Below are 16,271 nucleotides of genomic sequence, written 5' to 3'. Positions count from 1 at the left end.
CGAGGGCCGGTCGGAGGCGGGATGATCGACGACAGCGGCGACCACGCGGTCACCGGACGCGCGAGCGAGGAGCATCGATGGCGACCTTCACCCGAGGCTTCGGCGGTCGCCGTGACGACCGCGACGACCCGCGCATCCCGCCCGGCCAGACGCTCGTGCGCGACTGGCCCGTGCTGTCCGCCGGCGCCACCCCCGACATCGCGCCCACCGACTGGGCGTTCTCGATCCGGACCGAGTCCGGGCTGCACACCTGGACGTGGGACGAGGTGCACGCGCTCGGGGTCGAGGACGTCACCGTCGACATCCACTGCGTGACGCACTGGACGAAGCTCGACATGCCGTGGCGGGGCGTCCCGCTCGACCGGCTGTTCGAGGACGTCGAGACATCGCTCGACTTCTGCATGGTGCACAGCTTCGGCGGCTACACGACGAACGTCCCGCTCGACGAGCTGCTCGACGGCCAGGCGTGGATCGCGTTCGAGGCCGACGGCGAGCCCCTCACCCCCGAGCACGGCGGGCCGGCCCGCCTGCTGGTCCCCCACCTCTACTTCTGGAAGAGCGCGAAGTGGGTGCGCGGCATCGTCATGCAGTCCGAGGACGAGCCCGGGTTCTGGGAGAACGCGGGCTACAACCTGCACGGCGACCCGTGGAAGGAGGAGCGGTACTGGTGAGCGCCGTCGAGGGCCTGGAGGCACGGCTCGCCCCGCCGACGTCGGCACCGGCACGCAGGCGGCCGGCCTGGCACGCCGCGACGGTCGCCGCCGTCTCCCCCGAGACGCCGAACGCCCGACGGATCGTCCTCGACGTCCCCACCTGGCCGGGCAACGACCCGGGACAGCACCTCGACCTGCGCCTGACGGCCGAGGACGGCTACCAGGCGTCACGCTCCTACTCGATCGCCTCGTCGGGCACGGCGACCTCGGTCGTGCTCGCGGTCGACCGGGTCGAGGACGGCGAGGTCTCCCCCTTCCTCGTGGACGCCGTCGAGGTCGGGGACGCCCTCGAGGTGCACGGTCCGCTCGGCGGCTGGTTCGTCTGGCGCCCGGGCGTGTCGGACCGCCCGGTGCAGCTCGTCGCCGGCGGATCCGGGGTCGTCCCGCTCGCCGCGATCGCCACCGCGCACGCCGAGGCCGAGGACCCGGCACCGTTCCGGCTCCTCTACGCCGTGCGCACCCCGGACGACGTGTTCTTCCGCACCGAGCTCGACCGTGCCCAGGCCGCAGGGGTCGACACCACCGTCGTGTACAGCCGCCGGGCCCCGGACGGTGCGACGACCCCCGCCGGACGGCTCACCCGGGACGCCCTCGCCGCCGCGGTGTTCCCGCCGGACGCCGGCGCCCTCGTCTACGTCTGCGGGTCGACGCCCTTCGTCGAGCAGGTGCTCACCTGGCTCGGCGAGCTCGGTCACGACACGACCGACGTCCGCGCCGAACGGTTCGGAGGGAGCGCATGACGATGCTCGACGGCAACGCGTTGGCCGGGGCGCTCGCCGGGTTCCTCGGACCGGACCCGACCGTGGCCACGCTCCGGTGCTCCGGGTGCCGGACGGTCGGGGCACTCGCGGTCACGCGGGTGCACGCCAGTCCGATGGGCGTCGTCGCGCGGTGCCCGCACTGCGACGACGTGCTCGTCACGGTCGTCGACGTCCCGGGAGGGCCCTGGATCGGCATCCCGGGCGCGCGCGTCACCCCCGGCGACGACTGAGGGCGTTCGGCGAACGGAGCGCGAGCGCCACGCCGTGTCGGCGCGCGGACGTGCGGGATCCGTGCGGGAAACCGCATGCTGGCGGAAGTCGACCCATCCGGACGACGCCCCGTTCCGGATCACTCGATGGGCGCCGACCGGATCACCCATCCGCAGGCGCTCGAGTGGGCACGGTGGCCCGCGCGTCCGAGGGGCGCGGGCACCCGAAGCCTGCGCCCCCGGACCGGGAACGGCTGCCGTCCCCATGACGAAGGCCCCGGTCGGGTGACCGGGGCCTTCGTGTACCGAGCGGATGACGAGATTCGAACTCGCGACCCTCACCTTGGCAAGGTGATGCGCTACCACTGCGCCACATCCGCGTACACGAGAACTCTACCAGGCCGAGGGAGTTCGATCGCACCATGAGCTACGTGCACGACAACCCCGGCGGTACCGAGGCCCACGGTGTGGACCTCGTCGACGGCGACCGGCCCGCGGTGCGCATCCTCGTGCACGGCGACCTGCCGACGACGATCGAGCACGAGGGCCGCACCTGGCTGTCCTCCGGCGAGAGCCACGACGACGGCGACGACCAGGCGCCCCCCATCGCGATCTACCGGCCGGTCGGCTGAGCCGACCCGCGCCTCCTGGACCGTCGGTGCCCGACCGCGTGACGTGACACGCGCTGCGGAACGCATCCGGTTCGTCCCGGCGGCGCCCGGCGTGCACTAGCGTCGGGGGTGTGGGCAACGGATCAGCGCCCGGTGTGGACCGTGCGACCGACCGCCGCCCGGACACCCGACAGAGAGCGGTGCCCGCCCATGGACGACTACGCGGCCGCGGCGTCCGCCATGCAGGCGGCGCCGGACGGCTCGGACCTGTGTCCGCCCTTCCTCGCCACACTGCCCGTGACCACCGTCGGGATCTCGACGCTCGGGGACCCGTTCGGCACCGCCACGGTGTTCGCCAGCGACGCCCTCGCCGAACGCGTCGACGAGATCCAGTTCGACCTCGGCGAAGGCCCGTGCTGGGAGGCGTTGGACACCCGTCGGCCGGTCCTCGAACCCGATCTGCGGGTGACGCCCGTCGAACGGTGGCCCCTCGCGCTCGACGGGCTGCTGAGCGCCGGGGTCGGCGCCATCTTCTCCTTCCCGATGCGCATCGGGACGATCCCGGTGGGCGCGGTCGACCTGTCGATCGGCCACGACCTGACCCTGACCGCCGCCCAGGTGCGCGGCGCGGTCGAACTCACCGAGGTCGCCGCCCGCCGCGTCCTCCGCAGCGCGCTCGTCGCCGCGACCGCGGATGAGCACACCGCGACCGAGAACGGACGATACTCACGGCGAGAGGTGCACCAGGCCACGGGCATGGCCGCCGCGCAACTCGGCGTGAGCGTCGAGGATGCGCTGATGGTCCTCCGCGCGCACGCCTTCGCCACCGAACGACCGGTCCGCGACGTCGCCGCGGACGTCATCGCACGCCGACTCGACCTCGCCCGGCCGTACGGTTCCGAGACCTAGGGAGCACGCACCATGGCACCGACTCGCGAGCACCGACTCGTCGACACCTTCGTCGCCCTGACCGACACCCTCGTCGACGACTACGACGTCGTCGAGCTCCTGCAGAACCTCGTCGACAGCGTCGTCGAGATCTTCGATGCCTCCGCGGCCGGCATCCTTCTCGTGAACCAGGAGCAGCAGCTCGAGGTGCTCGCGTCCACGAGCGAACGGTCCAGCTTCCTCGGCCTGCTCCAGCTCGACTCCGGCGAGGGGCCCTGCGTGGAGTGCTTCGCCACCGGCACGACCGTCTCCGGCCGCGACCCCGCCGAGATGCAGCGTCGGTGGCCGACCTTCGCACGCGCCTCGGCCGAGTCGGGGTACGCCTCGGTGCACTCGATCCCGATGCGCCTCCGCGAGACCACGCTCGGGTCGCTGAACCTCTTCCGCGAAGCCGAGGGTGCCCTCAACCGGGACGACGCGCTCGCCGCCCAGGCGCTCACCGACGTGGCCACCATCAGCATCCTGCAGCAGCGGTCCCTCGAGCACGCGACCCTGACGCAGCAGCAGCTCCAGCGCGCGCTCGACAGCCGGGTCGTCATCGAACAGGCGAAGGGCTTCGTCGCGCACACCCACCAGGTGGAGATGGACGACGCGTTCGCGATGCTCCGCGCGTACGCCCGTTCCCACCAGCTGCTGCTCGCGGACGTCGCCCGCGCGGTCGTGGAACGGCGACTCGTCCTCCCCTGAGCGCCGGTCCCGGGCTGGTGGCGGCGGGTGCACGGTCCACCGCTCAGCCGTCGGGGACTAGCGTTCGACGAGGTGACCCCAGTCCACGGCCGCCGGAACGATCCCATCGTCCAGCGACCGGAAGCACCATGACCTCCCTCTCCAGTTCCGAGCAGTCCGACACCGATGACGTCCGCTGGGCCTCGGTGGACGCGCGGACCTGGGAGGCACGCTGCGGATCCCACGTGATCGGCACGGTCGTCTTCGGGTCGCGGTACGTCGTGCGGCTCCGACACGGCGACCTCGCGGGGTCGCACACGAGCCTCGAGAGCGCGAAGGCACAGCTCGAGGCCTGGGTCCGCTGGCAGTCCGGGCCTCCCGGCGAACTCTGACCGCCCGGGTCAGCGCGGCGCGGACGGACCGCCCCGGCGTCGCGCCGAGACTGCTCCGTGCGGCCTGGGCGTCTGCGCGTCGGCATCCCGTGTCGACGTGGCGACGACCTCGAAGCCGGCGGCGGTGAGCTCGCCGACCAGGTGGCCGACCGACCAGCGGTACGCGGTGGTGACGGCGTGGTCGAACGGCTCCACCCGCTCGCCGGCGAAGAACCCGACGAGGAGCTGCCCGCCCGGTCGCAGCACCCGCGCGAACTCCGCCAGGGGACGCCCGAGCGCATCCGGCTCGTGGTGGATCAGCGAGTACCACGCGAGGACCCCGCCGAGGCGCTCCGGCTCGTCGGGGAGCGCGTCGACGTCCGCGACCGCGAACGCGACGCCCGGGTGCGCCTGCCGGGCGTGGTCGACGAACGCCGGGGTCCGATCGATCCCGCGCACGTCGTGGCCGAGGGCGGCGAGGTGCGCACTCCAGTGCCCGGGCCCGCACCCGGCGTCGAGCACGGGGCCGTCGACGGTCGCGGCCCACGCCCGCACGAGCGCTTCGTCGGACGGGTGCACGGACGCCATCGAGCCGAGGAGCTCCGCGTACTCCGCAGCGCGACGCCCGTAGGCCGCCGTCACGTCGTCCGTCCTGTCCATCCCGGCCATCGTACGGTCGGCCGGAGCCGCCGTACCCTTGCCACGTGCGCGCGCCCCGAGCGGTCGGCTTCGACCTCGACGACACCCTCTTCGACCATCGTGGCGCCGCGCGTGCCGGTGCCGCCGCCTTCCTCGCCGGACTCGGCGTCACCGTCACCCCGTCCGTCCTCGACGCCTGGTCGGACGCCGAGGACACGCAGTTCGAGCGCTGGCGCTCCGGCGAGATCGGCTTCCAGGAGCAGCGGCGCGAACGGCTCCGGACCGTCCTGCCCCTGATCGGGATCGCGCTCCCCCGGGACGACCGTGGGCTCGACGTCGTGTTCGAGCAGTACCTCGGCGCCTACCGAGCCGCCTGGCGGGTCTTCCCGGACGTCCTGCCGCTCCTCGGGGAGCTCCGCTCCCGGGGGCACCGTCTCGGCCTCCTGACGAACGGCACCACCGCCCAGCAGTCCGAGAAGCTGCGGGTGACGGGTCTCGACACCGCCTTCGACGTGGTGTGCACCTCGGAGCGCATCGGTGTCCAGAAGCCGGACGCGCGCGCCTTCCTCGTGCTCGCCGACGAACTGGGCGTACCCGCGACGGCGTGCCTCTTCGTCGGCGACGACCCCGTGCGGGACGGCGCCGGTGCCCGGTCGGTGGGGATGCACGCGGTCCTCGTCGACCGGCGGACCGGTGATCCGAGTGGTCTCCGCGCCCGGGTGCTGACGGCACTCGGCGAGCCCTGAACGGCAGCACCGACCCGCTCCGACCCGACCGTTCCCTACGCTGGTGGGATGCGCTCCCTCACCCGGCTCGACGACTGGACGGTGGACGACGTCGCCGAGGTCTTCGCCCTCGCGGACGCCTACCGCGACGGCCGGGGACCGACGACCGACGGCTCGGCCGTGATGTTCTTCCCCGCGACGAGCCTGCGCACCCGGGTGACCTTCGAGCGGGGTGCCGCGGCGATGGGCCTCCAGCCGATCGTCTTCCCGGACACGACGCTCGACAAGCCCGAGGCCCTGGCCGACGTCGCCGGCTACCTGGCCTCGTGGGCGGACGTCCTCGTCGTCCGCCACCACGACCTCGCCGTGATCGAGGGCCTGGCCGACGCCGGCGTGCTCCCCGTGGTGAACGCCATGACCGACGAGAACCACCCGTGCGAGGTCCTGTCGGACCTGTACGCGCTCCGGAGCTCGGGCGCGGACCTCGGCACCCTGCGCTTCCTGTTCGTGGGAGCGGACGGGAACATCTCCAGGGCCTGGCAGGAGGCCGCACGCGTGCTGCGGCTCGACCTCGTGCAGTGCTGTCCGGACGGCCTCGCGACCCCCGGAGCGGTGTGGACCGACGATCTCGCGACCGCGATCCGGACGGCGGACGTCGTGCTCACGGACGGCCCCGGGCGGCATGCCGAGGCACTCGAATCCTTCCGGATCACGGCGGCCCTCCTCGACACCGCGCCGGCCGGCGTCCGCCTCGCACCGTGCCCGCCGTTCGTCCGCGGCCGCGAGGTCAGCGACGACGCGGTGGCGCACCCGGCGTTCGTCGGGCACGCCTTCAAGGCGTCCCTGCTCCCGGTGCAGCAGGCCGTCATGGCGCACTGCACCGGACTCGGGTGACCCGACCGACGGGCGTCACCCGCGCCTCCGGGCCCCGTCCACCGAGCGCGCCCGGTTGCCCGCGCGACAGCGGTCTGCGAGCGTTGGCGCATGGGCGACGACGTGACCACACTGCGCCGCGTCCCCGGGTTCCGCCCCTACTGGACCGCCGCGACCGTGTCGGCGTTCGGATCGGCCGTCAGTGCGGTCGCGATCCCGGTCCTCGTCGTGACGGTCCTCGACGCCACGCCCGTCGAGGTCGGCCTGGTGAACGCTGCCCAGTTCGTCCCCTACGCGCTCTTCGGCCTGCTCATCGGCGCGTCCGTCGACCGTGTCCCGCGGAAGCCGCTGCTCGTCTGGGCGAGCATCCTCCGCGGCGTCTGCCTCGGGACGATCCCGCTCCTCTGGTGGGCGGGGCTCCTCGACCTCTGGGTGACGGCTGCGGTGCTGTTCCTCTTCGGTGTCGCGTCCGTCGCGGGGTTCGCCGCCACCCAGTCACTGCTCCCCCGGATCGTGCCGCGCCCGCTCCTCACGGCGGCGAACGCGCGCGTGGACCAGAGCGACGCAGCGGCCCAGACGGTGGGTCCGGCGCTCGGCGGCGTACTCGTCAGCATCGTGACCGCACCGGTCGCGATCGCCCTCGACGCGATCAGCTACCTCGTCGACGCCGTCCTCGTCGCCCGGATCCGGGTCGTCGAGGAGACCGCGGTCAGGCGGCCGGGTTCGAAGCTGCGGAGTGACATCGCCGACGGCCTGCGCTGGACCTACGGCCACGCGACGCTCGCCCCGCTGGCGCTCTCCACACACCTCTGGTTCCTCGCCAACGCCGCCGCGCTCACCGTCTTCGCGACCTTCGCGCTGCGCACCCTGGCCCTGCCCGCGGCCGTGTACGGCGGCATCATCGCCGTCGGCGGCGTCGCGACGCTCCTCGGCGCCACCGCGGCGCCCTGGCTCGGGACCCGCTTCGGTGCCGGACGGACGATCATCGCCGCACGAGCCGCCTACCCGGTGGCCTGGGCCGCGGTCACCCTCGCGGCCGTGGCTGCGACGACGGGCCCGGCGACCGTCGCGGTCCTGTTCGTCGCCTTCGCGGTGCACGGCGCGGCCGCCGGGTGCGAGAACGCGAACGAGATGAGCCTCCGCCAGAGCGCCACGCCGGATGCGCTCCTCGGTCGTACGAACGGCACGGTGCGGAGTGCGAACCGGACCCTCGCGGCCGTCGGAGCGATCGGCGGCGGTGCCGTCATGACCGTCGCAGGTGACGGCGTCGCCCTGGCCGCGGTGACCGTCGTCTTCGTCGCCGCCGTCCTCGTCGCGGCGTGCTCGCCCCTGCGGACGGCCGGCGCCCGGTAGCGGATCCCGCTCCGCGGGGCCGGCGGACGGTCATCGCGTGTGGCGCGAGCGGCCGTCGGACGGGAGGCACGGTGCCAGCTGGCACCGCGCCTCCCGTCCGTCGTCGGTCCGGTCCGGCGGCCCGCCCTCGCACAATCAGCGTCTCCCGCCGATCGCCTGCCCACCTGTGCCAGGGCGCCCGGGTCCGTGTGCATCACCCGCCGTCAGGCCGGCGGCCTCCTCCGCGTGGTCGTCAGCAGGACCACGGGGACGAGGGTGAGTGCCACGATGACAGCACCGATGCGTGCCGGGCCCGCGACGCCCGTGACGTCGAGCAGTCCACCGACGATCGCGGTCCCCACCGCGGTGCCGAGGTTGAAGGCGGAGACGGTCAACGCGGATCCGAGCGGTGCTGCCGTGCCGGCCGCCTGGACAGCGGTGTGGATCAGCACGCCGTTCGCGCTGAGCCCGAACAGGCCGAGGACGGCGACGAGGACCCCGGTGAGGACGGCTTGGTCGGTGACGGCCCCGATCGCGAGGAGCAGGATCGCGCTCGCGGCGGGCGTGACGATGGTGACCAGCCCGGGACGGGCGTCGCCGAGCCGACCGCCCAGCAGTGTGCCGACGAAGGACCCGACGCCGAACGCGGTGAGGACGACCGGGACGACGGTCGTCGCGACGCCGGCGCGTTCGGTCAGCAGCGGGGCGATGTACGAGTACGCCGAGACGACGCCGCCGCTGGTGGTGACGCAGGCGAGCAGGGTGAGCCAGAGCCGTCCCGAGCGGAGTCCGGTGAACTCGCTGCGGATCGTGGTCCTCCCGCGGCTCGCGGTGTCGTTCGGCACGGACCGGGCGACGAGCACGGCGAGGACGACCGCGGCAGCAGCGATCGCCCAGAAGGTGCCTCGCCATCCGACTGTTTGTGCGAGGAACGCGCCGAGGGGCACGCCGAGCACGGTGCCGAGGGACCCTCCGGCCCCGACGACTCCCTGCGCGCGCGAGCCGAGACGCGGGCCGGCCGCTCGAGCCGCGACGACGGATGCCACCGACCAGAACGCCCCGGTGGCGAAGGCGGTCACGAACCGTGCGAGCAGCAGGACGGTGAAGTCCTCTGCCAGGGCGACGACGACGTGGCCGGCGACGAACAGCGCCAGCGCGAGCAGGAGCGCGAGTCGCTTCGGGAGCCCGATCGTCAGCAGCGTCACCAGCGGCGAACCGATGATCATGCCGATCGCGAAGACGGTGATGAGGAGTCCGGCGCGGCCGAGCGTGACGTGGAGGTCGGCAGCGACCTCGGGGAGGATGCCGGCGACGACGAACTCGGTCGTGATCATCAGGAACGTGCCGACGGCGAGCACGGGAACGACGATCGGCAGACGTTGTGCGCGGGCTGCTCTCGGGGTCGCCTCGCGGACCGTCGTTGGTTCGGTCATCGTGCGGTCCCGTCGGTCGCTTCGGGTTCGGTCATCGTGCGGTCCCGCGGGTCGTTTCGGGTTCGGTCATCGTGCGGTCCCGGGGGGCGTGTGGGGTCCCGCTCCGGGGTCGTCACGGTCACCGGCGCGACGGGACGTCACCGAGGCGTACGGCGGCGTCACGGGGTGCTGGCGCGGGCGCGTTCGGTGATCTGCTCGCTGACCGCCCAGGTCGCGAGCAAGCGCAGCGCGTCGGCGGTCGGGGTGCCGGGGACCGCGGGGTAGACGGTGAGCGTGTGACCGGGGAGGTCCTCGAGTTCCATGCCGTGGAAGGGCAGTTCGAGCAGGCCCACGGCGGGGTGCCGGAAGCTCTTGGCCCCGGAGTAGTGGCGGCGGACGTCGTGGGCGGCCCACCGGGTGCGGAACTCGTCGCTGCGGACGGAGAGCTCACCGACGAGCGCGGCGATCCCGGGGTCGTGGGGGAAGCGTCCGGCGTCACGGCGGAGGATCGCGACGTTCACGTTCGCTGCACGGTCCCAGTCGGGGTAGAAGTCGCCCGAGCGCGGGTCGAGGAAGATGAACCGAGAGTGGTTCGCGGGTCGCGCGCTCCCCCGGTACATGTCGGAGTACAGCGCGTAGCCGAGCGTGTTCGCCGCGACGATGTCCATGCGGTTGTTGCCGACGATCGCGGGCGCGTCGGAGATCGCGTCGAGCAGGTACTGCACCGTCGCGGGGAGCCGTGCCGAGCCGGACGGCCTCGCGCGCGTCCGCGTCGGGCTGGTGTTCGCGGCGCGCGCGAGGTCGTGGAGGTGGTCGTGCTCGGCGCGGTCCAAGCAGAGTGCCGATGCGATCGCGTCGAGGACGCTGTCGGACGCGCCGGTGAGGTTCCCACGTTCGAGGCGCGTGTAGTAGTCGACGCTGACCCCCGCCAGCCGCGCGACCTCTTCTCGGCGGAGCCCCGTCACGCGGCGACGGGTGCCGAACTGCTGCACGCCAGCCTGTTCGGGCGTGATGCGCCCCCGGCGTGACGAGAGGAAGGCTCGCACCTCGGCTCGGTTGTCCATGCCGTCCACCGTAGGACGGTGGTCCGCTCGGCAGAGAGGTTCTGCGGGACCCCGTCAAGGCGGCACCTGGCTCCGGCCGGGTCTGCGCGGTTGCATGGCCGTCGGAGCCACCTTCCCGTTGCTCCGCCGCGCGAGCACGCGCGTGCACGACGACGAACCGAGGAACGTGCAGACGATGACGGATTCCGATCGACAGTCCGGCTGGACCGGCGGCAAGGAAGCGTTCGGCGACTTCGCGCCGGGGCTGGTGCACTACACCGACGCGGTGGTGTTCGACGAGGTGTGGGAGCGCGACGGCCTGAGCAAGCGCGACCGCAGCCTGGTGACGGTCGCGGCGCTGACCGCGCTCGGCAAGACCGACCAGCTGCGGTTCCACCTCGGGTTCGCCCGCAGCAACGGCGTCACGGACGAGGAACTGCAGGAGGCCCTCCTGCAACTGGCGTTCTACTCGGGATGGCCCAACGGGATGAGCGCCACCAGCGTCCTGCGAGAGGTCATCGAGGACGAGCGCGAGGGACAGCGGTGAACGACTCCAGATTCTCCCAGCCCTTCCCCACGGGCGAACCGAACGAGGCATTCGCGCAGTACTTCTCCGGCCGGAGCTGGAACGCCCCGATCGTCGGCGGCGACACCCCGGTGCACAACATCACCTTCGAACCCGGCTGCCGGAACGACTGGCACATCCACCACGGCGAGGACGGCGGCGGCGACCAGGTCCTGCTGTGCACCGCCGGCTCTGGCTGGTACCAGGCTGACGGGTCCGACCCGATCAGCCTCACGCCCGGCACAGCGGTCCGCGTCCCGGCCGGCACGAAGCACTGGCACGGGGCGAAGGCCGACTCGTGGTTCTCGCACCTGGCGTTCATCACCCCCGGCGAGGGCGTCCGCAACGAGTGGCTCGAGGCCGTCTCCGACGAACTCTACGACGCCTTGCCGAAGGACGGAGACCCGGCGGGAGGCCACGCCCGGACACCACCCGGCTGCTGATGCTCAGTGGTGGGCGTGGACGACGGCGTGACCGAGCCCGCGGCTCATCATCCAGCGGTTGACCGGCGTCGTCACGACGAAGGCGAGCGCGAGGGAGAGTGCCAGTGCACCCCAGAAGAGCCACTGGTCGAGCTGTGCGTCCATGGCGCCCGGGATCGCGACGACGACGGTGTTGTCGATGACCTCCATGACGGCGATCGAGACGGTGTCCGCAGCGAGCGCGACCGTGAACGCGGCCGCCAGCGTCAGGCCGGACCGGATGACGCCGCGCATGGTGAGGGCGTAGCCGAAGACGAAGGCGAGGACGATCGACAGGACGATCGTGCCCGCGTTGTTGACGCCGGCGGCGGTGCCGATGATCATGCCGAGGACCTCGCCGATCGCGCAGCCGGTGAGGCAGTGCAGCGTCGCCTGTGCCGCCATCGCCCAGGTGGTCGAGCCGGGTCCGGATGCCCTGCCGTGGCCGGCCCGCTCGTGCTCGCTCGTCCGGTGGTGCTCGTGCGTGTCCATGCTGCTCCGATCTGACGTGGCTGGCGCCGACGACTCTTGTACACCCCCCGGGGGTACCATGTGGTGCAACGCGAGCGCGCCCTCGGTGTTCCCGATCCGGCGACGATCCACACACCGGACCGTCCTGTCCGGCCGCGACCCACGAACGGGCCGGACCGCGTGGGATGCGTACGGCGCTCGACATCGCGCACAGGTGCGAGGATCACTCCGTGATCACGACCTTCCTCGTCAACCACGCGGCCGCCGTGCGGGTCCTCTTCTGGGTGGCCCTGATCGGGTTCGCGGCCCTCGGCTGGTTCGTGTACCGCCGCGGAACACGGTGGCTGCTCGCCACGCTCACCGTCGTCAGCGTCGTCGGAGCGGTGGCACTCACGATGACGCCCGACGGCAATGGCGGGAACGGAACCTTCTGCACCGTGCAGTTCTCGGTCCCGTTCCGAGGGATCGACACGCTCGCGAACGTGGCACTCCTGTTCCCCGTGACGCTCTTCGCCGGGCTGCGCACCACTCGTCCGGTTTGGGCGGTGGCCGCGGCGTCGGGGTTCTCCGCTGCCGTCGAACTGCTGCAGGCGCTCGTCCCGTCCCTCGGGAGAGCGTGCGACACCAACGACTGGTTCATGAACACCGTCGGGGCAGTCCTCGCCGGGCTGGTCGCCCTCGGCATCATCGCGATCGATCGCCGGGCACCGCGCGGACCCGAGCAGTCGCCGCGGCAGTCGGTCCCCTGACCGCCTCGCTCGCGCGACCGCGAGCAGGGTGCATCGAATCGGCGCCCGGACCACGGGGCTGGGTCTGGCGAACGCCGGAAGGTGCCCGGTGCGCACGTGCTCGACGCCGCACGCGAGACGATCCGTGGCGACGCGCCACTGTCGACGACGGGATCGGTCCACCCCCACCCGAGCAGGCTCTCGAGCGGGACACCGAGGAGCACTGCGCACGCGAGGATCGACCGTCACCCGTGCACCGAGCTCGGATCAGAGGATGACGGTCTCGAACTCGAGGAGCTCGGCACCGGTCGCGACGGGGCTGCTCCCGCCGTGGTGCGCGCCCGCCTGACCGGTGCGCCACGCCTGGTACGAGTCCTCGTCCGTCCAGGTCGAGACGACGAAGTACCGCGTGCCACCGGCGGTGGGTCGGAGGAGCTCGAAGCGCTCGAAGCCGGGCTGCTGCTCGACGTCGTGGGCCAGTCCGACGAAGCGTGCTTCGAGGTCGGCGCCCCTGCCCTCGGGGACGGTGATGGCGTTGATCTTCACGACGGACATGGCGGGTTCCTCTCGATGGTGGTCAGTGCTCGTGCGGGTGGACGACGGGGGTGACGGTGAAGGCATCGACGTTGCCCATCGCCTCGTGCACGTGCTCCGCGGCGTGCTCGGCGATGTGCTCGGCGTCGTGCAGCGAGGCGGCGGCGACCTCGACGGTGGCGGAACCGGTCAGCCGGTGCCCGACCCACCGGAGCCGGAGATCGCGCACCACCTCGACCCCGCTCGTGTGCTCGAGCGCCTGCTCGGCGCGGGTGACGAGAGTCGGGTCGATCGCGTCCATGAGCCGGGCGCCGACGGACCGAACGGTCCCCCACAGCAGGACCATGATCGAGACCGAGATGAGCAGCCCGATGATCGGGTCCGCGATCGGGAAGCCGAGCATCACGCCGACGGCACCGAGGACGACCGACAGGGACGTGAACCCGTCGAGGCGAGCGTGCACGCCGTCCGCGACCAGTGCGGCGGAGCCGATCCGCTGGCCGACGCGGATGCGGTAGATCGCGACCGCCTCGTTCCCGGCGAAGCCGATCAGGCCGGCGGCGACGAGCAGCCAGGGGTTCTCGATCGGTCGAGGGGTGATGAACCGGTCGATGGCCTGCCACCCGGCGACGACGGCCGACAGTGCGACGACGAACACGATGAACATGCCGGCGAGGTCTTCCGCACGGCCGTACCCGTACGTGTAGCGGCGGTTCGCCACGCGACGGCCGAGGATGAACGCGATCCACAGCGGCACGGCGGTCAGGGCGTCCGCAAAGTTGTGGACGGTGTCCGCGAGCAGCGCGATGGACCCCGTGAACGCGACGATCACCGCCTGCAGGACCGTGGTGCCCAACAGGATGAACAGGCTGGTCTTCAGCGCGCGAACGCCGGCGGTGCTGGCCTCCATCGCGTCGTCGATCGAGTCCGCTGCGTCGTGCGTGTGCGGCACGAACAGGTCGTACAGGAACCCCCGCACACCACCGTGCGGATGCGAGTGCCCGTGCGCACCGTGATCGTCCTGATGGTCGTGGTCGTGGCCGTGGTCGCCGTGGTCGTGGTGATCGCTGTGCGTGTGGGTGTGTGCCGTCACGTGGACTCCTGCCCCCGATGGTGGTGCGGCGCCTGGCCGACGACGTGCTCCGCCTGCTTCACCGCGTCGATCACCAGCTCCGACGCGTGCTCGTCCGTCAACCGGTAGAACACCGTGGTGCCCTCGCGACGGGTCGACACCATCCGTGCCAGGCGGAGCTTCGCCAGGTGCTGGGACACCCCGGCCGGGCTCTTGTCGACGACATCGGCGATGTGGTTGACGCTCATCTCCTCGGCGTTCCGCAGCGCGAGGATGATCTTCACCCGGGTGGCGTCCGCGAGCATCGCGAACACCTCGACCGCGAGTTCGACGTACTCGGACTCCGGGCTGAGTCCGCAGGGCTGCTTGTCTACGTGCACACGCAGATACTACACAAGGCCACGGCCGTCGTCACCGACCGGGCCGACCCCGCTCGGCGACCCGCCGGACGGCCCGATCAGGGCGACCCGGTCGAGGTGGACCGCACCTGGGCGAGCAGGCCACCAGCGGGACGGGCGGCCAGCACCAGCTCGGCGCCGTGCACGCGGGCGATCGTCGTGACGATCGCGAGCCCCAGACCGGCGCCCTCGGCATCGGTGCGCACCCGGGTGACCCGTCGGCGGAACGGCTCCGCCAGCAGCGCGACGTCGGCATCGTCGATCGCAGCGCCCTCGTTCTCCACCGCGAGGAGCGGGCCCGCGGTGTCCGGCGTCCCCGACACCCGCACCGTCGACCCGGGCGTCGCGTACCGGACGGCGTTGTCGACGAGGTTGCGCACGAGCTGCCCGAAGAGCACCCGGTCGCCGTCGACCTCGAGCGCCGGGTCGACGACGTTCAACAAGGCGACACGGTGAGCCCGCATCGGCACCTGCAGGCCCTCGACGGCGTCGTCGACCAGTGCGTGCACCGTGAACCGCTCCGGGTCGGCCGGACGGTCGGCGCGCGCCAGGGTCAGCAGGGCCGCCGTCGTCTCGTTCATCCGGTCGTTGGTCGCGACGATCCGGGAGAGCGCCCGCTGGATGACCGGGTCGTCGGTCTGGCGCTGGGCGAGCTGCGCGATCGCACGGACGGTGGCGAGTGGGTTCCGGAGCTCGTGGGAGGCGTTCGCGGCGAAGCGGCTCCGTGCCGCGACGCCGGCTTCGAGCCGGTCGAGGAGCGCGTTGAGCGCGATCGCCACGGCTCGGGTCTCGTCCTGCGCGGCCGCGACGGGGACCCGCGCCCGCAGGTCGTCGACGTCGAGTCCGTCGGCGGTGGCGATCACGTCGTGGAGCGGCCGCACCGTGCGCCGGGCGACGAGCCAGCTCACGACGCCACCCAGGACGGTCAACGGCACGAGGACGACGACGGAGCAGAACCAGAACAGCGTGAGGACGTCCTGCCGCCCGTGCACCGTGAAGACGTCGTGCGTCGTGCCGTAGGGGAACGGCCCCGCGGTGATCGTGAACCCGGGGATGATCGTGAGGATCCAGACGACGACGAGGAGCACCGCGATCCCGCCCACCAGGACCGCCGCGGTGCCGAGCAGCGTCATCCGGAGTCGGATCCCGCTCGGTCGCCGCAGCCGCTCCCGCGTCACGACGTGACCCGAGCGATCCGGTACCCGACCCCTGGGACCGTCTCGATCCGGTCGGCTCCGACCTTCTTGCGGAGTGTCGACACGGTCACCCGCACGGCGTTGGTGAACGGATCGGCGTGCTCGTCCCAGGCCTTCTCGAGCAGTCGCTCGGCGCTGACCACGCCGCCGCCCGCGCGCATGAGGACCTCGAGGACGGCGAACTCCTTGCGGGACAGGTGCAGGACACGGCCGTCGCGGAAGACCTCGCGGTGGAACGGGTCCAGCGTGAGGCCGGCGCGGTGCAGGGTCGGCGGGACGACCGCGGAGGGTCGGCGGTGCAGCGCCGTGACGCGGGCGGTGAGTTCCGCCAGGTCGAACGGTTTCCCGAGGTAGTCATCCGCGCCGACGGCGAGCCCGGACACCCGGTCCCCGACCGTGGTCGCCGCGGTGAGCATGAGGACGCGCGGCGGCTCCGGCATCGCGACCAGCGCGCGGCACACGTCGTCACCGTGCACGAGGGGCAGGTCACGATCGAGCACGACGACGTCGTACGCGTGCACGTCGACGGCCTCCAGCGCCGGG

The 16,271-nt window shown here is 72.4% G+C and carries 21 protein-coding genes, 1 tRNA gene and 1 pseudogene; 13 read left to right on the top strand and 10 right to left on the bottom strand.

Going from position 1 to position 16,271, the window contains the following annotated elements:
• Positions 1-77 precede the first annotated feature (77 nt).
• From ACIQUC_RS02370 to ACIQUC_RS02360, 3 genes are read left to right on the top strand one after another with little or no spacing between them, the layout of a single operon-like run.
• Positions 78-671 carry a molybdopterin-dependent oxidoreductase gene (locus ACIQUC_RS02370; RefSeq protein WP_402262813.1) on the top strand — a complete coding sequence of 198 codons (594 nt, stop codon included), beginning with the start codon at positions 78-80 and terminating at the stop codon, positions 669-671.
• Positions 668-1,453 (top strand): FAD-binding oxidoreductase, encoded by a 786-nt coding sequence (locus ACIQUC_RS02365; protein WP_402262810.1) that lies wholly within the window; start codon positions 668-670, stop codon positions 1,451-1,453. Before ACIQUC_RS02370 ends, ACIQUC_RS02365 begins: the two co-directional genes overlap by 4 nt.
• The gene (locus ACIQUC_RS02360; RefSeq protein WP_022905795.1) at positions 1,450-1,704 is read left to right on the top strand and encodes a DUF6510 family protein; all 255 of its coding nucleotides are present in this window, start codon (positions 1,450-1,452) and stop codon (positions 1,702-1,704) included. Before ACIQUC_RS02365 ends, ACIQUC_RS02360 begins: the two co-directional genes overlap by 4 nt.
• A gap of 287 nt (positions 1,705-1,991) precedes the next feature.
• Here the strand turns inward: ACIQUC_RS02360 and ACIQUC_RS02355 are convergent.
• Positions 1,992-2,063: transfer RNA gene (locus tag ACIQUC_RS02355), tRNA-Gly, on the bottom strand.
• Between the two features lie 42 nt (positions 2,064-2,105).
• On the opposite strand from ACIQUC_RS02355, the gene ACIQUC_RS02350 reads away from it, so the two are divergent.
• The 4 genes from ACIQUC_RS02350 to ACIQUC_RS02335 all read left to right on the top strand — a co-directional run bounded on the left by ACIQUC_RS02350 (position 2,106) and on the right by ACIQUC_RS02335 (position 4,300).
• A complete protein-coding gene (locus ACIQUC_RS02350) occupies positions 2,106-2,315 on the top strand; it encodes a hypothetical protein (protein WP_022905794.1) in 210 nt (69 codons plus the stop codon).
• A 189-nt stretch (positions 2,316-2,504) separates the two neighbouring features.
• A complete protein-coding gene (locus ACIQUC_RS02345; RefSeq protein WP_402262806.1) occupies positions 2,505-3,203 on the top strand; it encodes a GAF and ANTAR domain-containing protein in 699 nt (232 codons plus the stop codon).
• Between the two features lie 12 nt (positions 3,204-3,215).
• Positions 3,216-3,929 (top strand): GAF and ANTAR domain-containing protein, encoded by a 714-nt coding sequence (locus ACIQUC_RS02340; RefSeq protein ID WP_022905792.1) that lies wholly within the window; start codon positions 3,216-3,218, stop codon positions 3,927-3,929.
• Positions 3,930-4,057: 128 nt separating this feature from the next.
• Complete coding sequence (locus tag ACIQUC_RS02335; protein WP_402262803.1) at positions 4,058-4,300, top strand: hypothetical protein; 243 nt, start codon at positions 4,058-4,060, stop codon at positions 4,298-4,300.
• Between the two features lie 9 nt (positions 4,301-4,309).
• Here ACIQUC_RS02335 and ACIQUC_RS02330 read toward each other — a convergent pair whose 3' ends face one another.
• On the bottom strand, positions 4,310-4,939 hold the full coding sequence (locus ACIQUC_RS02330) for a class I SAM-dependent DNA methyltransferase (RefSeq protein WP_402262800.1): 630 nt from the start codon (positions 4,937-4,939) through the stop codon (positions 4,310-4,312).
• A gap of 44 nt (positions 4,940-4,983) precedes the next feature.
• Here ACIQUC_RS02330 and ACIQUC_RS02325 point away from each other — a divergent pair, with 44 nt between their 5' ends.
• The 3 genes from ACIQUC_RS02325 to ACIQUC_RS02315 all read left to right on the top strand — a co-directional run bounded on the left by ACIQUC_RS02325 (position 4,984) and on the right by ACIQUC_RS02315 (position 7,869).
• Complete coding sequence (locus tag ACIQUC_RS02325; protein ID WP_402262797.1) at positions 4,984-5,664, top strand: HAD family hydrolase; 681 nt, start codon at positions 4,984-4,986, stop codon at positions 5,662-5,664.
• 48 nt (positions 5,665-5,712) lie between these two features.
• The gene (locus ACIQUC_RS02320) at positions 5,713-6,537 is read left to right on the top strand and encodes an ornithine carbamoyltransferase (RefSeq protein ID WP_402262794.1); all 825 of its coding nucleotides are present in this window, start codon (positions 5,713-5,715) and stop codon (positions 6,535-6,537) included.
• Between the two features lie 90 nt (positions 6,538-6,627).
• A complete protein-coding gene (locus ACIQUC_RS02315; protein ID WP_402262791.1) occupies positions 6,628-7,869 on the top strand; it encodes an MFS transporter in 1,242 nt (413 codons plus the stop codon).
• Between the two features lie 203 nt (positions 7,870-8,072).
• Here ACIQUC_RS02315 and ACIQUC_RS02310 read toward each other — a convergent pair whose 3' ends face one another.
• A complete protein-coding gene (locus ACIQUC_RS02310; RefSeq protein WP_402262788.1) occupies positions 8,073-9,281 on the bottom strand; it encodes an MFS transporter in 1,209 nt (402 codons plus the stop codon).
• A gap of 158 nt (positions 9,282-9,439) precedes the next feature.
• Entirely contained in the window at positions 9,440-10,324 is an 885-nt protein-coding gene (locus tag ACIQUC_RS02305; protein ID WP_402262785.1) for a helix-turn-helix transcriptional regulator, read from the bottom strand.
• Positions 10,325-10,499: 175 nt separating this feature from the next.
• On the opposite strand from ACIQUC_RS02305, the gene ACIQUC_RS02300 reads away from it, so the two are divergent.
• Together ACIQUC_RS02300 and ACIQUC_RS02295 are read left to right on the top strand one after the other, a co-directional pair.
• Entirely contained in the window at positions 10,500-10,850 is a 351-nt protein-coding gene (locus tag ACIQUC_RS02300) for a carboxymuconolactone decarboxylase family protein (protein ID WP_402262783.1), read from the top strand.
• The gene (locus ACIQUC_RS02295) at positions 10,847-11,311 is read left to right on the top strand and encodes a cupin domain-containing protein (protein ID WP_402262780.1); all 465 of its coding nucleotides are present in this window, start codon (positions 10,847-10,849) and stop codon (positions 11,309-11,311) included. The genes ACIQUC_RS02300 and ACIQUC_RS02295 overlap by 4 nt, the downstream gene beginning before the upstream one ends.
• Positions 11,312-11,314: 3 nt before the next feature.
• Here ACIQUC_RS02295 and ACIQUC_RS02290 read toward each other — a convergent pair whose 3' ends face one another.
• On the bottom strand, positions 11,315-11,821 hold the full coding sequence (locus ACIQUC_RS02290) for a DUF4396 domain-containing protein (RefSeq protein ID WP_402262778.1): 507 nt from the start codon (positions 11,819-11,821) through the stop codon (positions 11,315-11,317).
• A gap of 209 nt (positions 11,822-12,030) precedes the next feature.
• Between ACIQUC_RS02290 and ACIQUC_RS02285 the strand changes: the two genes are divergently transcribed.
• On the top strand, positions 12,031-12,549 hold the full coding sequence (locus ACIQUC_RS02285; protein ID WP_402262775.1) for a VanZ family protein: 519 nt from the start codon (positions 12,031-12,033) through the stop codon (positions 12,547-12,549).
• Between the two features lie 246 nt (positions 12,550-12,795).
• On the opposite strand, the gene ACIQUC_RS02280 is transcribed toward ACIQUC_RS02285, so the two are convergent.
• From ACIQUC_RS02280 to ACIQUC_RS02260, 5 genes and pseudogenes are all read right to left on the bottom strand, one after another.
• A complete protein-coding gene (locus ACIQUC_RS02280) occupies positions 12,796-13,083 on the bottom strand; it encodes an antibiotic biosynthesis monooxygenase family protein (RefSeq protein ID WP_402262772.1) in 288 nt (95 codons plus the stop codon).
• A 22-nt stretch (positions 13,084-13,105) separates the two neighbouring features.
• Positions 13,106-14,155: a cation diffusion facilitator family transporter gene (locus ACIQUC_RS02275; RefSeq protein ID WP_402262769.1), complete on the bottom strand. Its 1,050-nt coding sequence runs from the start codon at positions 14,153-14,155 to the stop codon at positions 13,106-13,108.
• On the bottom strand, positions 14,152-14,514 hold the full coding sequence (locus ACIQUC_RS02270; RefSeq protein WP_402262766.1) for an ArsR/SmtB family transcription factor: 363 nt from the start codon (positions 14,512-14,514) through the stop codon (positions 14,152-14,154). The genes ACIQUC_RS02275 and ACIQUC_RS02270 overlap by 4 nt, the downstream gene beginning before the upstream one ends.
• A 77-nt stretch (positions 14,515-14,591) precedes the next feature.
• Positions 14,592-15,710 (bottom strand): sensor histidine kinase, encoded by a 1,119-nt coding sequence (locus ACIQUC_RS02265; protein ID WP_402262764.1) that lies wholly within the window; start codon positions 15,708-15,710, stop codon positions 14,592-14,594.
• Positions 15,707-16,267: pseudogene (locus ACIQUC_RS02260) on the bottom strand (response regulator transcription factor); the annotation flags it as partial. The pseudogene ACIQUC_RS02260 and the gene ACIQUC_RS02265, both read right to left, overlap by 4 nt.
• Between the last annotated feature and the right edge of the window lie 4 nt (positions 16,268-16,271).

Origin of the sequence: Curtobacterium sp. NPDC098951, assembly GCF_044759965.1 — a bacterium.
GTDB lineage: Bacteria > Actinomycetota > Actinomycetes > Actinomycetales > Microbacteriaceae > Curtobacterium.
The sequence above is the reverse complement of the archived record's forward strand: the minus strand, read 5'-3'. Positions and strand labels throughout refer to the sequence as shown.

Coding starts and splice junctions, on each gene's coding strand:
- ACIQUC_RS02290 (WP_402262778.1), bottom strand. CDS start 11,821: ATGGACACGCACGAGCACCACCGGACGAGCGAGCACGAGCGGGCCGGC.
- ACIQUC_RS02350 (WP_022905794.1), top strand. CDS start 2,106: ATGAGCTACGTGCACGACAACCCCGGCGGTACCGAGGCCCACGGTGTG.
- ACIQUC_RS02360 (WP_022905795.1), top strand. CDS start 1,450: ATGACGATGCTCGACGGCAACGCGTTGGCCGGGGCGCTCGCCGGGTTC.
- ACIQUC_RS02280 (WP_402262772.1), bottom strand. CDS start 13,083: ATGTCCGTCGTGAAGATCAACGCCATCACCGTCCCCGAGGGCAGGGGC.
- ACIQUC_RS02305 (WP_402262785.1), bottom strand. CDS start 10,324: ATGGACAACCGAGCCGAGGTGCGAGCCTTCCTCTCGTCACGCCGGGGG.
- ACIQUC_RS02330 (WP_402262800.1), bottom strand. CDS start 4,939: ATGGACAGGACGGACGACGTGACGGCGGCCTACGGGCGTCGCGCTGCG.
- ACIQUC_RS02320 (WP_402262794.1), top strand. CDS start 5,713: ATGCGCTCCCTCACCCGGCTCGACGACTGGACGGTGGACGACGTCGCC.
- ACIQUC_RS02310 (WP_402262788.1), bottom strand. CDS start 9,281: ATGACCGAACCAACGACGGTCCGCGAGGCGACCCCGAGAGCAGCCCGC.
- ACIQUC_RS02300 (WP_402262783.1), top strand. CDS start 10,500: ATGACGGATTCCGATCGACAGTCCGGCTGGACCGGCGGCAAGGAAGCG.
- ACIQUC_RS02340 (WP_022905792.1), top strand. CDS start 3,216: ATGGCACCGACTCGCGAGCACCGACTCGTCGACACCTTCGTCGCCCTG.
- ACIQUC_RS02345 (WP_402262806.1), top strand. CDS start 2,505: ATGGACGACTACGCGGCCGCGGCGTCCGCCATGCAGGCGGCGCCGGAC.
- ACIQUC_RS02370 (WP_402262813.1), top strand. CDS start 78: ATGGCGACCTTCACCCGAGGCTTCGGCGGTCGCCGTGACGACCGCGAC.
- ACIQUC_RS02335 (WP_402262803.1), top strand. CDS start 4,058: ATGACCTCCCTCTCCAGTTCCGAGCAGTCCGACACCGATGACGTCCGC.
- ACIQUC_RS02315 (WP_402262791.1), top strand. CDS start 6,628: ATGGGCGACGACGTGACCACACTGCGCCGCGTCCCCGGGTTCCGCCCC.